14 protein-coding genes are annotated in these 15366 nt (G+C 68.9%); 5 read left to right on the top strand and 9 right to left on the bottom strand.

Annotation, left to right across the window (positions count from 1 at the left end; all coding sequences use genetic code 11):
- Positions 1-61 precede the first annotated feature (61 nt).
- The 3 genes from FVQ89_RS10675 to FVQ89_RS10665 are packed head-to-tail and all read right to left on the bottom strand — an operon-like array spanning position 62 to position 3186.
- Positions 62-1096 carry a DUF2330 domain-containing protein gene (locus FVQ89_RS10675; protein WP_147901931.1) on the bottom strand — a complete coding sequence of 345 codons (1035 nt, stop codon included), beginning with the start codon at positions 1094-1096 and terminating at the stop codon, positions 62-64.
- Positions 1093-2187, bottom strand: coding sequence for a 1-deoxy-D-xylulose-5-phosphate reductoisomerase (dxr, locus tag FVQ89_RS10670; protein WP_147901930.1), 1095 nt, complete (start codon positions 2185-2187; stop codon positions 1093-1095). The genes FVQ89_RS10675 and dxr overlap by 4 nt, the downstream gene beginning before the upstream one ends.
- Positions 2188-2217: 30 nt before the next feature.
- Entirely contained in the window at positions 2218-3186 is a 969-nt protein-coding gene (locus FVQ89_RS10665; protein ID WP_187265002.1) for an FKBP-type peptidyl-prolyl cis-trans isomerase, read from the bottom strand.
- A 113-nt stretch (positions 3187-3299) separates the two neighbouring features.
- On the opposite strand from FVQ89_RS10665, the gene gabT (FVQ89_RS10660) reads away from it, so the two are divergent.
- Both gabT (FVQ89_RS10660) and FVQ89_RS10655 read left to right on the top strand, forming a co-directional pair.
- The gene (gene gabT, locus FVQ89_RS10660) at positions 3300-4622 is read left to right on the top strand and encodes a 4-aminobutyrate--2-oxoglutarate transaminase (RefSeq protein ID WP_147901928.1); all 1323 of its coding nucleotides are present in this window, start codon (positions 3300-3302) and stop codon (positions 4620-4622) included.
- Positions 4623-4629: 7 nt separating this feature from the next.
- Positions 4630-5658 carry a hypothetical protein gene (locus FVQ89_RS10655; protein WP_147901927.1) on the top strand — a complete coding sequence of 343 codons (1029 nt, stop codon included), beginning with the start codon at positions 4630-4632 and terminating at the stop codon, positions 5656-5658.
- Positions 5659-5661: 3 nt separating this feature from the next.
- On the opposite strand, the gene FVQ89_RS10650 is transcribed toward FVQ89_RS10655, so the two are convergent.
- The gene (locus FVQ89_RS10650) at positions 5662-6150 is read right to left on the bottom strand and encodes an OsmC family protein (RefSeq protein ID WP_147901926.1); all 489 of its coding nucleotides are present in this window, start codon (positions 6148-6150) and stop codon (positions 5662-5664) included.
- Between the two features lie 80 nt (positions 6151-6230).
- Here FVQ89_RS10650 and gabT (FVQ89_RS10645) point away from each other — a divergent pair, with 80 nt between their 5' ends.
- Both gabT (FVQ89_RS10645) and FVQ89_RS10640 read left to right on the top strand, forming a co-directional pair.
- A complete protein-coding gene (gene gabT / locus FVQ89_RS10645) occupies positions 6231-7583 on the top strand; it encodes a 4-aminobutyrate--2-oxoglutarate transaminase (RefSeq protein ID WP_147901925.1) in 1353 nt (450 codons plus the stop codon).
- On the top strand, positions 7580-8497 hold the full coding sequence (locus tag FVQ89_RS10640) for an asparaginase (protein WP_187265001.1): 918 nt from the start codon (positions 7580-7582) through the stop codon (positions 8495-8497). The genes gabT (FVQ89_RS10645) and FVQ89_RS10640 overlap by 4 nt, the downstream gene beginning before the upstream one ends.
- Before the next feature lie 8 nt (positions 8498-8505).
- On the opposite strand, the gene FVQ89_RS10635 is transcribed toward FVQ89_RS10640, so the two are convergent.
- The 5 genes from FVQ89_RS10635 to FVQ89_RS10615 all read right to left on the bottom strand — a co-directional run bounded on the left by FVQ89_RS10635 (position 8506) and on the right by FVQ89_RS10615 (position 14062).
- Positions 8506-9879, bottom strand: a complete 1374-nt coding sequence (locus tag FVQ89_RS10635; RefSeq protein WP_255513564.1) for a transaminase — start codon at positions 9877-9879, stop codon at positions 8506-8508.
- Positions 9876-10616: an ABC transporter permease gene (locus FVQ89_RS10630; protein WP_147902429.1), complete on the bottom strand. Its 741-nt coding sequence runs from the start codon at positions 10614-10616 to the stop codon at positions 9876-9878. The genes FVQ89_RS10635 and FVQ89_RS10630 overlap by 4 nt, the downstream gene beginning before the upstream one ends.
- Before the next feature lie 125 nt (positions 10617-10741).
- Complete coding sequence (locus FVQ89_RS10625) at positions 10742-11656, bottom strand: ABC transporter permease (protein WP_147901923.1); 915 nt, start codon at positions 11654-11656, stop codon at positions 10742-10744.
- A gap of 1 nt (position 11657) precedes the next feature.
- The gene (locus FVQ89_RS10620; RefSeq protein WP_147901922.1) at positions 11658-12854 is read right to left on the bottom strand and encodes an ABC transporter ATP-binding protein; all 1197 of its coding nucleotides are present in this window, start codon (positions 12852-12854) and stop codon (positions 11658-11660) included.
- Positions 12854-14062 carry a PotD/PotF family extracellular solute-binding protein gene (locus FVQ89_RS10615; protein WP_147901921.1) on the bottom strand — a complete coding sequence of 403 codons (1209 nt, stop codon included), beginning with the start codon at positions 14060-14062 and terminating at the stop codon, positions 12854-12856. The genes FVQ89_RS10620 and FVQ89_RS10615 overlap by 1 nt, the downstream gene beginning before the upstream one ends.
- A 186-nt stretch (positions 14063-14248) precedes the next feature.
- Here FVQ89_RS10615 and ald point away from each other — a divergent pair, with 186 nt between their 5' ends.
- On the top strand, positions 14249-15364 hold the full coding sequence (ald, locus tag FVQ89_RS10610; RefSeq protein WP_147901920.1) for an alanine dehydrogenase: 1116 nt from the start codon (positions 14249-14251) through the stop codon (positions 15362-15364).
- Positions 15365-15366 lie beyond the last annotated feature (2 nt).

Here is a 15366-nt window from a genome sequence, read left to right as displayed (position 1 = left end):
GCCAGGCTAGGGCACGCGCGCTGGGAGCGGGCCGAGGCCTGACAGTGCTCCGGCTGAACGCCTACCAGACGCGACGGCGGCGCTTCTCCGCGCGGCGATGGATGATGCCGCCGATCACCACGATCAACAGCATGAACCCGAACACGGAAGCGACACCCACAATCGCCACGCCAACGGGGAGCCCGGCGATCTGCACATATTTGGTGCGGATCTCGGTCGAGGTGTAGTCCTCTCGCACTCCCGTCGACGTGATCGTGAGGTCGCCCGTGATCTGGCTGGCCGGATCGGGGAAGTACGCCTCGATCTCGGTCAGGTAGGCGCCGAGCGGCTCGAGCGTCGAGTCGGTCACCGGGCCCGCCCAGACGACGCTTCCGACCGCCGTCTCATCGGGGAACGCCGCCTGCATGCGATCCTCGCCGAAAAGGTACAGCCGCACGGTCTGCGGGGTGGTCGCGGCCTGCGAGAGCAGAAGCGGATACACGATGTGCCGCGATCGGAAGTCGAGACGGATCGGGTCGAGAGCCCCGTCGAGCGGGTCCTCACCGGTGAGTTTGAACGCGGCGAACGACCAGCCGCGGTCGATGTAGTCGGCGAACAGGTCGCTCACGGAGGCGTCGATCCCGTACCCGTTCTCGGTGAGCCACGCATCCAGCCCCTCGGCATCGGATGCGGCGAGCGTCACCGCGGTGATGGGGCCGAGATCCACCTCGGAGAGCACCTCCGGTGCTGCGCCGCCGCCACCGTCGCCGGTGGCTCCCCACCAGTCCTCGACGACCTCGACGTCCCGGGCCGTCAACTCGTCGATCGCCTCGAACAGGCTCGCGGAACCCACCGAGACCTTCGCGGGGTTCGGGGTGGGCACGATGAGACCCGTTTCTGCCCCGTCGGCGAGCATGTCGAGCACCATCTCGATGCGTTCCGTCGTACCGTCGTGGCTGATCAGAGCGTGCTCCTCGCCGACCGAGACCACGGTCCCGGCGGGCGGTGCGGGTGCACCGCAGGCGCAAGCCGAGGCGGGCTGAGCGAGGCCTCCTGCGGTCAGCGCGACGGCGAGCAGCGCCACGGCGGTCGATCCGGCGAGAACGCGTCGCGTCATCCGTTCACCCCTCCTGCGAGCAGCCTGTCTGCCTCATCGCGCGCCCACGTCTCAGCGGCGAGCACACCAGCGAGACTCGCATCCCCCGGCTCATGTGCATCGACGACCCGCCGGATGGTCTCGACGATGCCGAGGAACGGCACGCGTCGCGCGTGGAACGCCTCGACAGCCTGCTCGTTCGCGGCGTTGTAGACAGCCGGATAGGTGCCCCCGAGTTCACCAACTCGGCGGGCGAGGGCGACCGCCGGGAAGGTGCCGTCGTCGAGAGGCTCGAAACTCCAATGCTGCGACGCAGTCCAATCGATCGGCGCACCGACCCCGGCGAGCCGATGCGGCCAGTCGAGGCCGAGCGAGATCGGGAGCCGCATGTCCGGCGGAGAGGCCTGCGCGATCGTGGACCCGTCGACGAACTCGACCATCGAGTGCACGATCGACTGGGGATGCACGACGACGTCGATGCGGTCGTACGGGATGCCGAACAGCAGATGGGCCTCGATGACCTCGAGTCCCTTGTTGACGAGGGTGGCCGAGTTCGTGGTGATCACCCTCCCCATGTCCCACGTGGGGTGCGCCAGCGCATCCTCGGGACGGACCGCGGCGAGCTCATCCCGAGTGCGACCGCGGAACGGGCCGCCCGAGGCGGTGACGACGAGCCGCCGCACCTCCCCGTGCTCTCCCGAGCGGAGTGCCTGGGCGATCGCGGAGTGCTCGGAGTCGACCGGCACGATCTGCCCCGGCGCAGCGGCGGCGAGCACGAGCTCGCCTCCGACGATGAGGCTCTCCTTGTTGGCAAGGGCGAGCGTGGCTCCCGTCTCGAGCACGGCGAGCGTCGCGGCGAGGCCGACCGAGCCGGTGATTCCGTTGAGCACGACATCGGCCGGCACCTCGTGCACGAGCTGCACGGCCTCGTCGATGCCGAGCGCTGTCCGGGTGACGCCCGTCTCGGATGCCTGCCGCGACAGGCCCGCCTCGTCACGACCGGCCGCGAGTCCCACGAGCTCGAAGCGATCGGCGTTCGCCGCGATCACCTCGAGCGCCTGGACTCCGATCGATCCGGTGGATCCAAGGACGATGACACGACGGCGGCCCATGCGCCCGAGCCTAACGTCGCGTGGAGGTCATCAGACCGTCGGCACGGCCCCCAGCAGATCCACGACGAAGACGAGCGTCTTGCCCGCGAGCTCGTTGGTGTTGTCGTCGGACGCCTCGCCGTAGCCCTCCGCGGGCGGAATCACGACGATGAACTGCGAGCCGACCTTCTGACCGACCAGCGCGTCGGTGAAGCCCGTGATGAAGCCGCTCGCGGATCCCGAGTAGGGGTTGCCGTCGTCCCAGGTCTCGTCGAAGATCTCGCCGGTAGCCGCGTCGAGGCCCTGGTACTGGATGTAGACCTGATCGGTCTCCTCCACCGCACGGCCGTCGCCCTGGATCAGGACGGCAGATTCACTCGTCTTCGGCGTCTCGAATCCGTCCGGCATGGTCACCGTCGGGCGTCCGTCGTCGTCGAGCTCCACCGTGGGGAAGCCGTCGGGCGCGTCCTGGGGCTCGCCCCACGCGCGAGTCTCGGCGGCGAGCAGGTCGACCACGAACACGAGCGGGTCCCCTGCCTCGATGCCGTAGTCCGAGAGCCCTTCGTCTCCGAACGCATCCGCCGCGGGTGCGACGCCGATCACGCGTGACCCGACCGGCGTGCACTCGATCGTCTTGCGCAGGCCGGCGAGCAACTGGTCACCGAGAACGAACACCGCCTGCTGGCCATCCGTGTAATCGGTCGACTCGATCACCTCGCCGCTGCGGCCGTTGTAGAAGCTGTAGTCGATGGTGGCGACCGCGCCGTGAGGCGCCGGGTCGCCGTCTCCCTGGGTCACGAGCGTGCGCTCCGTGACCTCCGGCTCGAGCGGCGCGTCGAACGAGACCGTCGGGAGCGTCCCGAAGTCGCTCGAGGCGGTCACCGCCTCCGAGGAGGAGCCCGAAACGGCGCACTCGTCTGCGTTCGCAGTCGATGTCGCATCCGGCTCGGCTGTGCCGGCGCACCCGGCGAGCGTGACCGCCAGGGCGGCCACGGTGAGGACGGGCAGGATTCGGCGCACGACGATCTCCTCGGTGCAAAGGACGGGAACACCCCATCCTGCCCCACGGATGCTCTGTGTTCGGTGAACGCGACGCATCCGGCCGAGTTCACCCTCCCGCCTAGACTCGAAGAATGCCGTTCAGCGTGCCCCAGGAGCGCAAGCTCGTCACCGAACTCCCCGGCCCCAAGTCTCGGGCTCTGCAGGAGCGTCGCGTCGCGAGCGTGTCGCGAGGTGCCGGGACTCTGGCCAACATCTACATGGAGCGCGGCTCGGGCGCGATCCTCGTCGACGTCGACGGCAACCAGCTGATCGACCTCGGATGCGGAATCGGCGTGACCACGATCGGGCACGCGCACCCCGAGGTCGCCGAGGCGGTGGCGACCCAGGCCGCACAGCTCACGCACACGTTGTTCACGGTGACGCCCTACGAGAACTACGTCCGCGTGGCGGAGAAGCTCGCCGAGATCACCCCGGGCGACTTCGAGAAGCACTCGATCCTCGTGAACTCGGGCGCCGAGGCGGTCGAGAACGCCGTGAAGATCGCCCGGCGCTACACCGGCCGCCGCGCGATCGTGAGCCTCGACCACGCGTTCCACGGGCGCACGAACCTGACGATGGCGATGACGTACCGCCCGTGGCCCGAGCGTGCCGGGATGGGGCCGTTCCCCGGCGAGCTCTACTCGGTGCCGGTCTCGTATCCCTTCCGCGACGGTCTGACGGGCGAAGAAGCCGCCGCCCGCACGATCGACTACATCACGACCCATATCGGCCCCGAGGAGGTGGCGGCGTTCTTCGTCGAGCCGATCCAGGGCGACGGCGGAGTCGTGATCCCTGCCCCGGGCTACTTCGCGGCGATCAAGCGCTTCTGCGAGGAGCACGGCATCGTGTTCGTCGCGGACGAGATCCAGGCCGGCATCGCACGCACCGGCACGTGGTTCTCCATCGAACACCACGACGTCGTTCCGGATCTGGTGACGAGTGCGAAGGGGATCGCGGGCGGGTTGCCGCTCGCGGCGGTCACCGGGCGCGCCGAGATCATGGATGCCGTGCAGCCCGGCGGCATCGGCGGCACCTTCGGCGGCAATCCCGTCTCGACGGCCGCAGCGCTGAAGGTGCTCGAGATCATCGAGCGAGACGACCTCCTCGGCGAGGCGCGCCGCGTGGAACGCTCGCTCATGGCACGCATCGGCGACTGGCCCGAACGCTTCGGCGTGGTAGGCGAGGTTCGCGGCAAGGGGGCGATGTTCGGCATCGAGCTGGTCGAGCCGGGCACGACGAACCCGCATCCTGCCGCCCTCACCGCCGTGTTGCGCCACGCGACCGCCAACGGTGTGATCCCGCTCGACGCGGGATCGTGGGACTCCGTCCTGCGTCTCCTCCCGAGCGTCGTCATCGGTGACGACCTCATCGACGACGCCGCGGGCGTCCTGGAAGAGGCCCTCGCGGCGCTCTGACCGAACGATGTCAGACGGAATCGACGCGCTGCTCCCGCCGCATCCGGTGCGGGAGCGACCGAGGCGGCGACGTCGCGCACGCGGGTGGATCGCCCTCACCGCCGTGACCGCAGTGCTCGCGACCGTCGGGATCGTCGCCGCTCCGTGGGACGCGCAGCGGCGTCAGGTCTATGCGGACCAGTGGGTCGTCTGGACGGAACCGCCCGCGTCCGACATCGAGCAGCTTGCGGACGACCTGACGCTCACCGAGGACGGACGTCGGGTGTTCTTCGCCTCGAGACCGCAGGTCGACGAGGCACGTACGTTCGAGGAGCACTGCGACTTCGAGGGTGAGGTGGTGCTCGGCTGCTACGACGGCACGATCTACGTCTTCAATGTGAGCGACGAGCGACTGTCCGGGACCGTCGAGGCGACTGCCGCGCACGAGCTGCTGCACGCCGTGTACGAGCGCATGCCCCGCACGGAGGCGCGTCGCATCGACGAGCTGGTCGCGGAGTACGTCGCCACCCTCCCCGACGACGACGAGAACGTGCGGATCGTCAGCGGGTATCCCGAGGCCCAACAAGCCGACGAGTGGCACTCGCGTCTCGGCACCTCGTACACGGACCTCCCCGCCGCGCTCGAGACGCACTACGCCGGCGTCTTCGCCGACCGGAGCGTCGTGCTCGCGTACGACGACGCGTCGACCGCTGCGCTCGATGAGGTCACCGCGCGCATCGAGGAGCTGAGCGACGAGCTCGACGCCGCGAATTCCGACCTCGAGAAGCGCTCCGCCGCGTACGACGCCGCGCGCGCGCAACTCGATGCCGACATCATCGACTTCAATGCGCGCGCCGACGCCGGAGCGTTCGCGTCGCAGCAGCAGTTCTTCGCCGAACGGGCGGAGCTGCTGGCACGAGGCGACGACCTGGAGGCGGAACGTCTCGCGCTCAACGCGGACGTCGACGCCTACAACGAGAAGGTTGCGGAGCTCCAGGCACTCGACGCGGACCGCGCCGACCTCTATGCCCAGCTCGACAGTCGGAAGGCCCCGTGACGCTCAGCTGAGCGGGTCGTCCGCGAGCAGAAGCGTCGCCTCGTGACGCACGGGGAACGCGACGGAAGAGGCGATGAAGCACAGGCGGGCCGCTTCCGCATGTGCGTCATCCGCGTCGGCGGGCGAGCCCGCCGCGATCGTCACGACGGGCCGCAGGGTGGCGCCCGTGATCCGGCCGCTGCCGTCGGCGTCACGCTCAAGGTGAGCCACGGCGTCGTCCCGATAGGCGACCACGACGACGCCCCGCTGGACCGCCACGTAGAGGTAGCTCAGCATGTGGCACTGGGCCAGCGCGGACAGCAGCATCTCCTCGGGATTCCAGCGCTCGGCGTCGCCGAAGAACGCGGGGTCTGCCGACCCGTGGATCTCGTGCACCTTGCCCGCCGCACGTACCACGTGATCGCGCGAGTGCGCGCGGCGCCCGCCGCTCGTGCCCGTGCCGAGATTTCCCGTCCATTCGACGGAAACCGCATACTCGTGGGTCAGATCCATCAGATTCCTCACTTCGAGAGGGCCAGAACGTCGGAATCAGCACCTGCTGGGTCGGCGTCCGCGCGAGTTAGGATCGCTCCATGACCGACACCCTGACCACCCCCACGGTAGCGCCGCTCCCCCAGGAGCGCCGAGTCGTGACCGCGATCCCCGGACCGCGGTCGGTGGAGCTCCAGGAGCGCCGACGCGCGGTCGTGTCGGGCGGCGTGTCGAGCGCACTGCCCGTGTTCGTGGAGCGGGCGCACGGCGCGATCCTCCTCGACGTCGACGGCAACCAGTTCATCGATCTGGGTGCGGGGATCGGCGTCACGACGATCGGCCACACCGACGACGCGGTGGTCGCCGCCGCGCAGACCCAGTTGGCGGATGTGGTCCACACCCTCTTCACGATCACCCCGTACGAGGAATACGTCCGGGTCGCCGAGCTGCTCGCGGCCCACACGCCGGGCGACTTCGCGAAGAAGACCGTGCTCGTGAACTCCGGCGCGGAGGCCGTGGAGAACGGAGTGAAGATCGCCCGCAAGTACACGGGCCGCTCGGGGGTGGCTGTGCTCGAGCACGCCTACCACGGGCGCACGAACCTCACCATGGCCATGAACTTCAAGGCGATGCCCTATTCGCTGGGATTCGGACCGTTCGCGGGCGATGTCTACCGCGCCCCGAACTCCTACCCGCTGCGCGACGGTCTCGACGGGCCGGCCGCCGCGGCTCGGACCATCGCCTACCTCGAGAAGACGGTCGGAGCGGCGGATCTCGCCTGCCTCGTCGTCGAGCCGATCCAGGGCGAGGGCGGATTCATCGTCCCCGCCGAGGGGTACCTTCCGGCGCTCCAGGAGTGGTGCACGGCGAACGGCATCGTGTTCATCGCCGACGAGATCCAGTCGGGTATGGCCCGCACCGGCGCCTACTTCGCCAGCTCCCACTTCGGGCTCGTGCCCGACATCGTGCTCTCGGCGAAGGGCATCGCGGGCGGCCTTCCGCTCGCCGGGGTCACGGGGCGCGCCGAGATCATGGACGCCTCCCAGCCCGGCGGGCTCGGTGGCACCTTCGGCGGCAACCCGGTGGCGTGCGCCGCGGCGGTCGCCGTCTTCGAGCGCATCGAGAAGGACGACCTCCTCGCCCAAGGGCGTCGCATCGAGGCGGGTCTGCGCACGGCGCTCGAGAGCTTGCGCGAGCGGTACCCCGTCATCGCGGAGGTCCGCGGGATCGGCGCGATGATCGCGATCGAACTGCTCGACCCTGAGACCGGAGCGGAACGCGCCGACCTGGTGAACGCGATCGCGGCAGAGGCCGCCCAGCGGGGCGTGCTGGTGCTGACGGCCGGCACGTACGGCAACGTGCTGCGTTTCCTGCCGAGCCTCGCCCTCAGCGACGAGCTGCTCACCGACGCGATGGACGTGCTCGCGGAGTGCTTCGCGGCCGTAGGCGCGTGACGGCGCTGCTCGACCCGGCGAGCTCGGTCGAGCTCTGTGCCGTGTGGCGGAGCGAGGTCCCGGAGTCGCGCCATCTCGGTGCGGCGGCCGTCGTGGATCCGGACGGCACGCTCCTCGCCTCGCTCGGCTCCCCTGACGCGCTCATCTATCCCCGCTCGACCCTCAAGCTCGTGCAGGCGACGGCGGTCGAACTCGCGGGGGTCGTACTCGATCAGGTCGCAACGGCCCTCACCGCCGCGAGTCATGCCGGAACGCCTCGGCACGTCGAGGTTGTGCGCCGCATCCTCGACCACGCGGGGCTCGACGAGAGCTCGCTGCGATGCCCCGCGGACTGGCCCGCCGATCCGGTCGCCCGCCGAGCGGCCGACGCTCCGCGTCCGATCACGATGAACTGCTCGGGCAAGCACGCCGGATTCCTTGCTGCGTGCGTCGCGAACGGATGGGACACGGAGGGCTACCTGGACCCGGCGCATCCGATGCAACGGCACGTGCTGGAGCTGACGTCCTCTCTCGCAGGCGAGACGCTCAGCACCCTCGGAATCGACGGATGCGGCGCACCCGTCCCGCTCATGAGCCTCGTCGGGCTCGCGCGTGCCGCGTCGCGCACGGCCCGCAGCGGCACGGCTCTCGGCGACGCGATCCGTTCGCATCCCTGGGCCATCGATGGCCCCGGGCGCGCCAATACGGTGACGATCGAGAAGACCGGCCTCGTCGCGAAGCTCGGGGCGGAGGGAGTGCTCGTGCTCGTCACACCGGATGGCGCCTCCGTCGCCGTGAAGGCGCTCGACGGGTCGCACCGTGCGACGACACCGGCGGGCCTCGAGCTGCTCGTTCGGGAAGGGCTGCTCGCCCGCTCGACGGCGGACGCGGTGCTCGCCGAGATCGGAACCCCGGGGCTCCGCGTCTCGTTCTGATCGGCGGTTCAGCCGTAGAGAGCCTCGACGGCGTCGTGGAACGCCTCGGTGTGCCGCTCGACATCTGCGCTCGTGGTCGCCGGGCTCATGAGCGCCATGTTGTGGAACGGCGTCATGAGGATGCCGCGGTTGAGGGCGTGCAGGTGAAGGTACTGCTGCAGCGCGAAGTCGTCGGCATCGGCGGCCTCCTGCCCGTTGCGGGGCGGCGTGGGGCGGAAACTGTATTCCGCCCGGCACCCGAGCTGGGTCACCTGCCACGGCGCGCCCAACCGGTCGATCGCGGCCTGAACGCCCTGGGTCCACTCGGTCGCGCGCGCGATCATCCCGGGATACACCTCCGGCGTGAGCACCTCGGAGAGGGTCGCCCGGATGCCCGCCATCGAGAGCGCGTTCCCGGCGAGCGTGCCGCCCACCCCGCCGACGTCGAGGTCTTCGCGCCCCTCGCCATCCCAGTCGAGGCTCGCGCGCACACGATCGGCGAGCTCGCGGGTCATCCCCCACGCCCCGGCAGGTACGCCTCCCCCGATCGTTTTTCCGACGACGACCACATCCGGTCGCAGGCCGTCGCGGGCGGTCATGCCGCCGGGCCCCGCGGACAGGGTGTGCGTCTCGTCGATCACGAGCACCGTTCCGGTACGGTCGCACGCCGCGCGCACGGCGTCGTGCCAGCCGGGTGACGGCAGCACGATGCCGATGTTGGTCATCGCGGGTTCGATGAGCACGGCGGCCACCTCGCGCGTCGCCAGCGCCGCCTCGAGACCCGGCAGGTCGTCGAACTCGACCACGACCGTGGTCTCATCCAGTGGCACGGGCGGTCCGATGTTGCGCCGCCGTGAGACGACTCTGCCGTCGCCGTCGAGGGTGGCGTACGCCTCGTCGACGGTGCCGTGATAGCAGTAGTCGATCACGAGAACCTTGCGCCGCCCGGTGGCCTGACGCGCGTAGCGGAGCACGTGCCGATTCGCATCGGTCGCGGAGAGGGTGAACTGCCACTCCGGCAGTCCGAAGCGCTCCGAGAGCGTCTCCGCAGCGATCGCCGCATCCTCCGTGGGGAGCATGAAGGTCGAGCCGGCCGTGAGCCGGGCGGTCAGCGCCCGCACCGCCGCCTCCGGCGCATGACCGACCATCGCCCCTGTGTCGCCGAGGCACAGGTCGACGTAATCGATACCGTCCGCGCAGCGGAAGTGCGCGCCGGACGCCTCCTCGACGTAGACCGGCCAGTCGCCCGGCCACTTCGACATCCAGAGCATCGGAACGCCGCCCGGCAGGTGCGCGGACGCACGGCTCCACAGTTCGCCCGACGCGGGATGGGTCGCCCGGAAGAGCTCCCGCTCGGCGTCCCACAGCGTCGTGAGGCGCGCTCGATCGCCGTACACGCTCACCCCGACTTCGCGAGCCGCCTGCGCCGGAATCCGGCCGAGAGCTGGGCGATGAGCACGATGAGGATCGCGAGCACGAAGACCGCGGAGGCGATCACGTTCGCCTGCGGCGGTATGCCGCGCGAGGCGGCGACGTAGACGAACTTCGGGAAGGTCTCGGCGTTGCCCGAGACGAAGTTGGTGATGATGAAGTCGTCGAAGCTGAGCGCGAAGCACAGCAAGGCGGCGGCGAGGATCCCGGGCATGAGCAGCGGCAGAGTGACGCGCCAGAACACCTGCGCGGGACTCGCGTAGAGATCGCGACCCGCCTCCTCGAGCGAGGGGTCGAGGCTCGCCACCCGCGCACGGACGGTGACGACGACGAAGCTGATGCAGAACATGATGTGCGCGACGATCACGGTCCAGAGTCCGCGCTCGACGCCGAGGTTCACGAACTGGGAGCCGAGCCCCGAGCCGAGCACGACCTCCGGCGTGGCCATCGGCAGGAACAGCAGCACCGTCACGAGCGTGCGGAACCGGAAGGTGTATCGCACGATCGCGATCGCGATCATCGTTCCGAGGATCGTGGCGACGAGTGTCGCCGTGACTCCGACGAGGATGCTGTTGCCGAACGCTTCGCACACGCGTGCGTCATCGCAGATGCCGAGCCAGTTGTCGAGCGTGAAACCGCGCCAGACGATGTTCGTGCGGCGCGCGTCGTTGAACGAGAACACGATCGTGTAGACGATCGGGATGAGCATGAGCCCGAGCGCCAGGAGCGAGTACGCCCCCACCACCCAGGTGCCCGCGCCTCCTCGGCCCGAGCGCGGGCGACGCTCGCGCGGTGCGCGCTCCGCCTCGGCGAGAGCGGCCGCCTCCTGAGTGCTCACAGCAGGTCCTCCGATCCGCTTCGGGCGACGTATGCCGTCACGGGGATGAGGATCGCGATCATCAGGAGGATCGATACCGCCGCGGACACCGGATAGAAGCTCTGGAAGAACAGGTCGTTGATCACATTGCCCGCCATCACGGTGTTCGTCGATCCCAGGAAGTCCTTGCTCGCGTTGACGTAGTCGCCCGATGCGGGGATGAAGGTCAGGAGCGTCCCGGACACGACACCCGGAATCGAGAGCGGGAGGATGATCCGCCAGAAGCGTTGGGCGGGTCCCGCGTACAGGTCTCCCCCGGCTTCGACGTAGCGCAGATCGAGTCGCTCGAGCGAGGCGTAGATCGGCAGGGTCATGAACGGGATGTAGTTGTACGTGAGACCGAGCACCACGGTGAACGCGGTGCCGTTGAGGTACTGATCGGAGCTGAGGATGCCGATGCTCTGCAGCGCCGGGACGACCGGCCCCTCGTCGGCGAAGATCGCCTTGAGCGCGAGCGTCCGCAGCAGGAAGCTGATGAAGAACGGCGCGATCACGAGGATCAGCGTGAGGCTCTGCCACAGCGGGAACCTTCGCAGCGAGACCCCGATGAAGTAGGCGAGCGGATAGCTGATCAGGAGGGCGAGGATCGTCGCGAGCGCCGAGTAGCCGAAGGTGCGCAGGAAGATCTCGCCGAAGCGACCGATCGCCTCCGTGTAGTTCTCCCACCGGAACGCGTAGACGTACTCGCCGACCTCGAAGTCGCCGCCCGGTTCCTTGAAGCTCGTGAGAACGAGCGAGACGAGCGGCGCGACGAAGGTCGCGACGAGATACAGGACACCCGGCAGCAGGAGGATGAGGGCGACGTAGCTGCGCCGACGCGGGGCTGCGGCGGAGAGATCCGGGCCCGTGTTCGCGAACGCGCCGAAGGCCATCTCAGGCCTCGTCCAGCTCGTCCTCGAGCCGCTGACGTCGCTGGACGGCGATCGTGCGGGTGTCGTCGTCGTCCGCGAAGCGCGGCTCGGCGGAGGGCTCGTCGGCGAGGCCGAAGCCGTGCTCGACACGCCAGGAGACCCAGACCTCGGCGCCCGGCTCGACGACCGGTCCGAACGACATGTTCTGGGCGAACACCGTGATGACCGGCAGTCCGGGGACCTGCACGAGGTACTGCGTGGAGACACCCGTGAACGACACGTCGGTCACGGTTCCCGGGCCGAGGACGTTGGTCTCACTCGCCGGAGCGGGCTTCGTCGTGTGGAGGGTGAGCTTCTCGGGGCGGACGCCGATCGTGACCTCCCCCGCGTGACGCTGTGCGCGCTCGCGCGGCACGGTGATCCCGACGCCCGCGATGTCGACGGTGATCGAGTCCTGCGACGACTGCACGACGTCCCCGGTGAAGAGATTCGACTGCCCGAGGAAGTTCGCGACGAACGCGGTGCGGGGCAGCTCGTACAGCTCCTCGGGCGCGCCCATCTGCTCGATGCGGCCCTTGTTCATCACCGCGACCGTGTCGGCCATCGTCATGGCCTCCTCCTGGTCGTGGGTGACGTGGAGGAACGTGAGCCCCACTTCACCTTGGATGGACTTGAGCTCGAGCTGCATCTGGCGACGCAACTTGAGGTCGAGCGCACCGAGCGGCTCGTCGAGGAGCAGCAGCGCAGGGCGGTTCACGATCGCGCGCGCGAGGGCGACGCGCTGTTGCTGACCGCCGGAGAGCTGTGTGGGACGCCGGGCCGCGAGGTGGTCGAGCTCGACGAGGCGGAGCGCCTCGTGCGCACGCTCGTCGGCGTTGGGGATGCCACGCCTGCGGAGCCCGAATGCGACGTTGCCGAGCACGCTCATGTGCGGGAACAGTGCGTAGCTCTGGAACACCGTGTTCACGGGGCGCTGGTGCGGCTTCGTGGCGGTGACGTCCTTGCCGCCGATGAGGATGCGTCCGGCGCTCGGCTCTTCGAGCCCGGCGACGAGCCGCAAGGTGGTCGTCTTCCCGCATCCGGACGGGCCGAGGAGCGCGAAGAACGAGCCCGCGGGGATCGTGAGGTTGAGATTCTCGATCGCGGTGAAGCCGGGGAAGCGCTTCGTGACTCCGACCAGTTCCAGGTCGGCTCCCGACTCGTCGAACGAACCGGCCATCAGGCGCCGATCAGCACCGACTGGAACTCGGCGCCGTAGCTCTGCTCCTGGGCGGCGGAGAGCGTGCGGAACACCTTGACCTTCGAGAGCGTCTCTTCGTTGGGGAAGATCAGCTGGTTGTCGACGAGCTCCGGGTCGATCGCCTCGGCCGCCTCCTTCGCGCCCACGACCGGGGTGATGTAGTTCACCCATGCCGCAACCTCGGCTGCGATCTCGGGGTCGTAGTAGAAGTTGATGAGCTTCTCGGCGTTCGTCTTGCGCGGCGATCCGACGGGGATCATGAAGTTGTCGTTCCAGAGCGTGCCGCCCGCATCCGGGATCGCGAACTCCCAGCGGTCGCCGTTCTCGTAGTTGAGCGTCGTCACGTCGCCCGACCACACGATCGCGGCGAGGGTGTCTTCTTTCGCGAGGTCGTCGATGTAGGAGTTGCCCTTGATGTAGCGGACCTGTCCGCTCTCGACCTGCTCACGGAAGACGTCGATCGCGGCGCCGAACTGGTCGTCGGTGAAGTCGCCCGAGATATCGACGCCCTGCTCGAGCATGATGAGCCCGATAGTGTCGCGCATCTCGCTCAGCACGCCGACGCGGCCCTTGAGCGAGGGATCCCACAGATCGCTCACCGAGCGCAGTCCGCCCGGGACCTTCTCCTTGTTCCAGCAGATGCCGGCGAATCCGCCCTGCCACGGGAGCGACTGGGTGCGACCCGGGTCGAAGTCGACGTTGAGCAGGTTCGGCTCGAGGTTGGCCTTGTTGGGAATGTTCGCCTCGGTGAAGGTCTGGGTGTATCCGAGACGGATCCAGCGGCTCACCATCCAGTCGGTGAGGCAGACGAGGTCGGCGCCGATGTCCTGGCCGAGCTTGAGCTGGTCCTTGACCTTCGCGTAGTACGAGTTGTTGTCGTCGACATCGACGCGGTAGTCGACGGTGATCCCCGTCTCGTCCATGAACCGCTCGAGGGTCGGGTGGTTGCCGTCGTCGTCCTCGTCGAGGTATAGCGACCAGTTCGCCCAGGTGAGGGTCGGGTCGTTGGCGGAGTCGTCGGCCGCGGGGGTCGGCTTCGAGTCGCCCCCTGTGGAGCACGCGGCAAGTGTGAGGGCCGCGGCGCCGAGGCCCGCACCCCCGAGCACGGTGCGGCGACTCACCTGCGCGCGACGCGCTTCGACGACGAGTCGACGGATCAGAGGATCTTCGGGAAGAGACCGGGCCATCGGTAGGACTCCTTCAGCTAGCTGAACGCGGGCGGCGACGCCGTGCGTTGATACTTGCACATGGTCGGGGTCCCGGCGAAGGGAAACGGGCAAAAGCGTCCATCCGGAAACATAGATTTCACGAAATCAGCATCCTGAACCGAATTTTGCTTCGGATTCACGCGTCACGGCGCGTATGGTGTGCGCATGAAGGTGGGCGTGCCCAGCGAACTCAAGAACAACGAGTTCCGTGTTGCGATCACTCCGTCCGGCGTGCACGATCTCGCCGTCCACGGTCACGAGGTGCTCGTGCAGGCCGGCGCGGGCAACGGCTCGTCGATCGCCGACGACGACTACCGCGCGGCGGGCGCCCGCATCGTTCCGGATGCCGACACCGCCTGGGGCGAAGCGGATCTCGTCCTCAAGGTCAAGGAGCCGATCCCGTCGGAGTTCGCACGCTTCCGGGACGGACTCGTGCTGTTCACGTACCTGCATCTCGCGGCAGAGCCGGAACTCACGCGTGAGCTCGTCGGGCGCGGGGTGACGGCGATCGCGTACGAGACGGTCCAGCTCGCCTCCGGGGCTCTGCCGCTTCTCGCTCCGATGAGCGAGGTGGCCGGGAGGCTCGCTCCCATCGTGGGCGCGAACGTGATGATGCGGCCGCAGGGAGGGCCGGGGCTGCTCGTGCCCGGTGTGCCCGGGACTCGGCCCGCGCACGTCGTGGTTCTCGGAGGCGGAGTTGCGGGAACCAACGCCGTCGCGGTCGCGGTGGGTCTCGGGGCGCAGGTGACGGTACTCGACACCAACATCCCGCGCCTGCGCGAGATCGACGCCCATTACGCCGGACGGGTGCGCACGATCGCTTCGAACAGCCTCGAGATCGAACGGGCGGTGCTCGATGCGGATCTCGTGATCGGGTCGGTGCTCGTGCCGGGCGCCAAGGCCCCGAAACTCGTCACGAACGCTCTCGTCGCGCGGATGCGCCCGGGCAGCGTGCTGGTCGACATCGCGATCGATCAGGGTGGGTGCTTCGAGGACTCGCGACCGACGACGCACGCCGACCCCACGTTCTCGGTGCACGACTCGCTCTTCTATTGCGTGGCGAACATGCCGGGGGCGGTCGCCAACACTTCGACGTACGCCCTGACGAATGCGACCTTGCCCTATGTACGCGCGATCGCGAACGCGGGATGGCGCGAAGCACTCCGCACCGATCCTGCTCTCGCGCGAGGGCTCAACGTGCATGCGGGTCACGTGGTGAATCCGGCGGTTGCCGCCGCGCACGGGCTCGTCGCGGAGGAGCCGCAGCTCGGTCTCGCCTGAGT

This window comes from Homoserinibacter sp. GY 40078 (assembly GCF_008017545.1).
In the GTDB taxonomy this organism is placed as follows: Bacteria; Actinomycetota; Actinomycetes; order Actinomycetales; family Microbacteriaceae; genus Homoserinibacter.
This window is presented reverse-complemented; position numbering and strand designations above follow the sequence as displayed.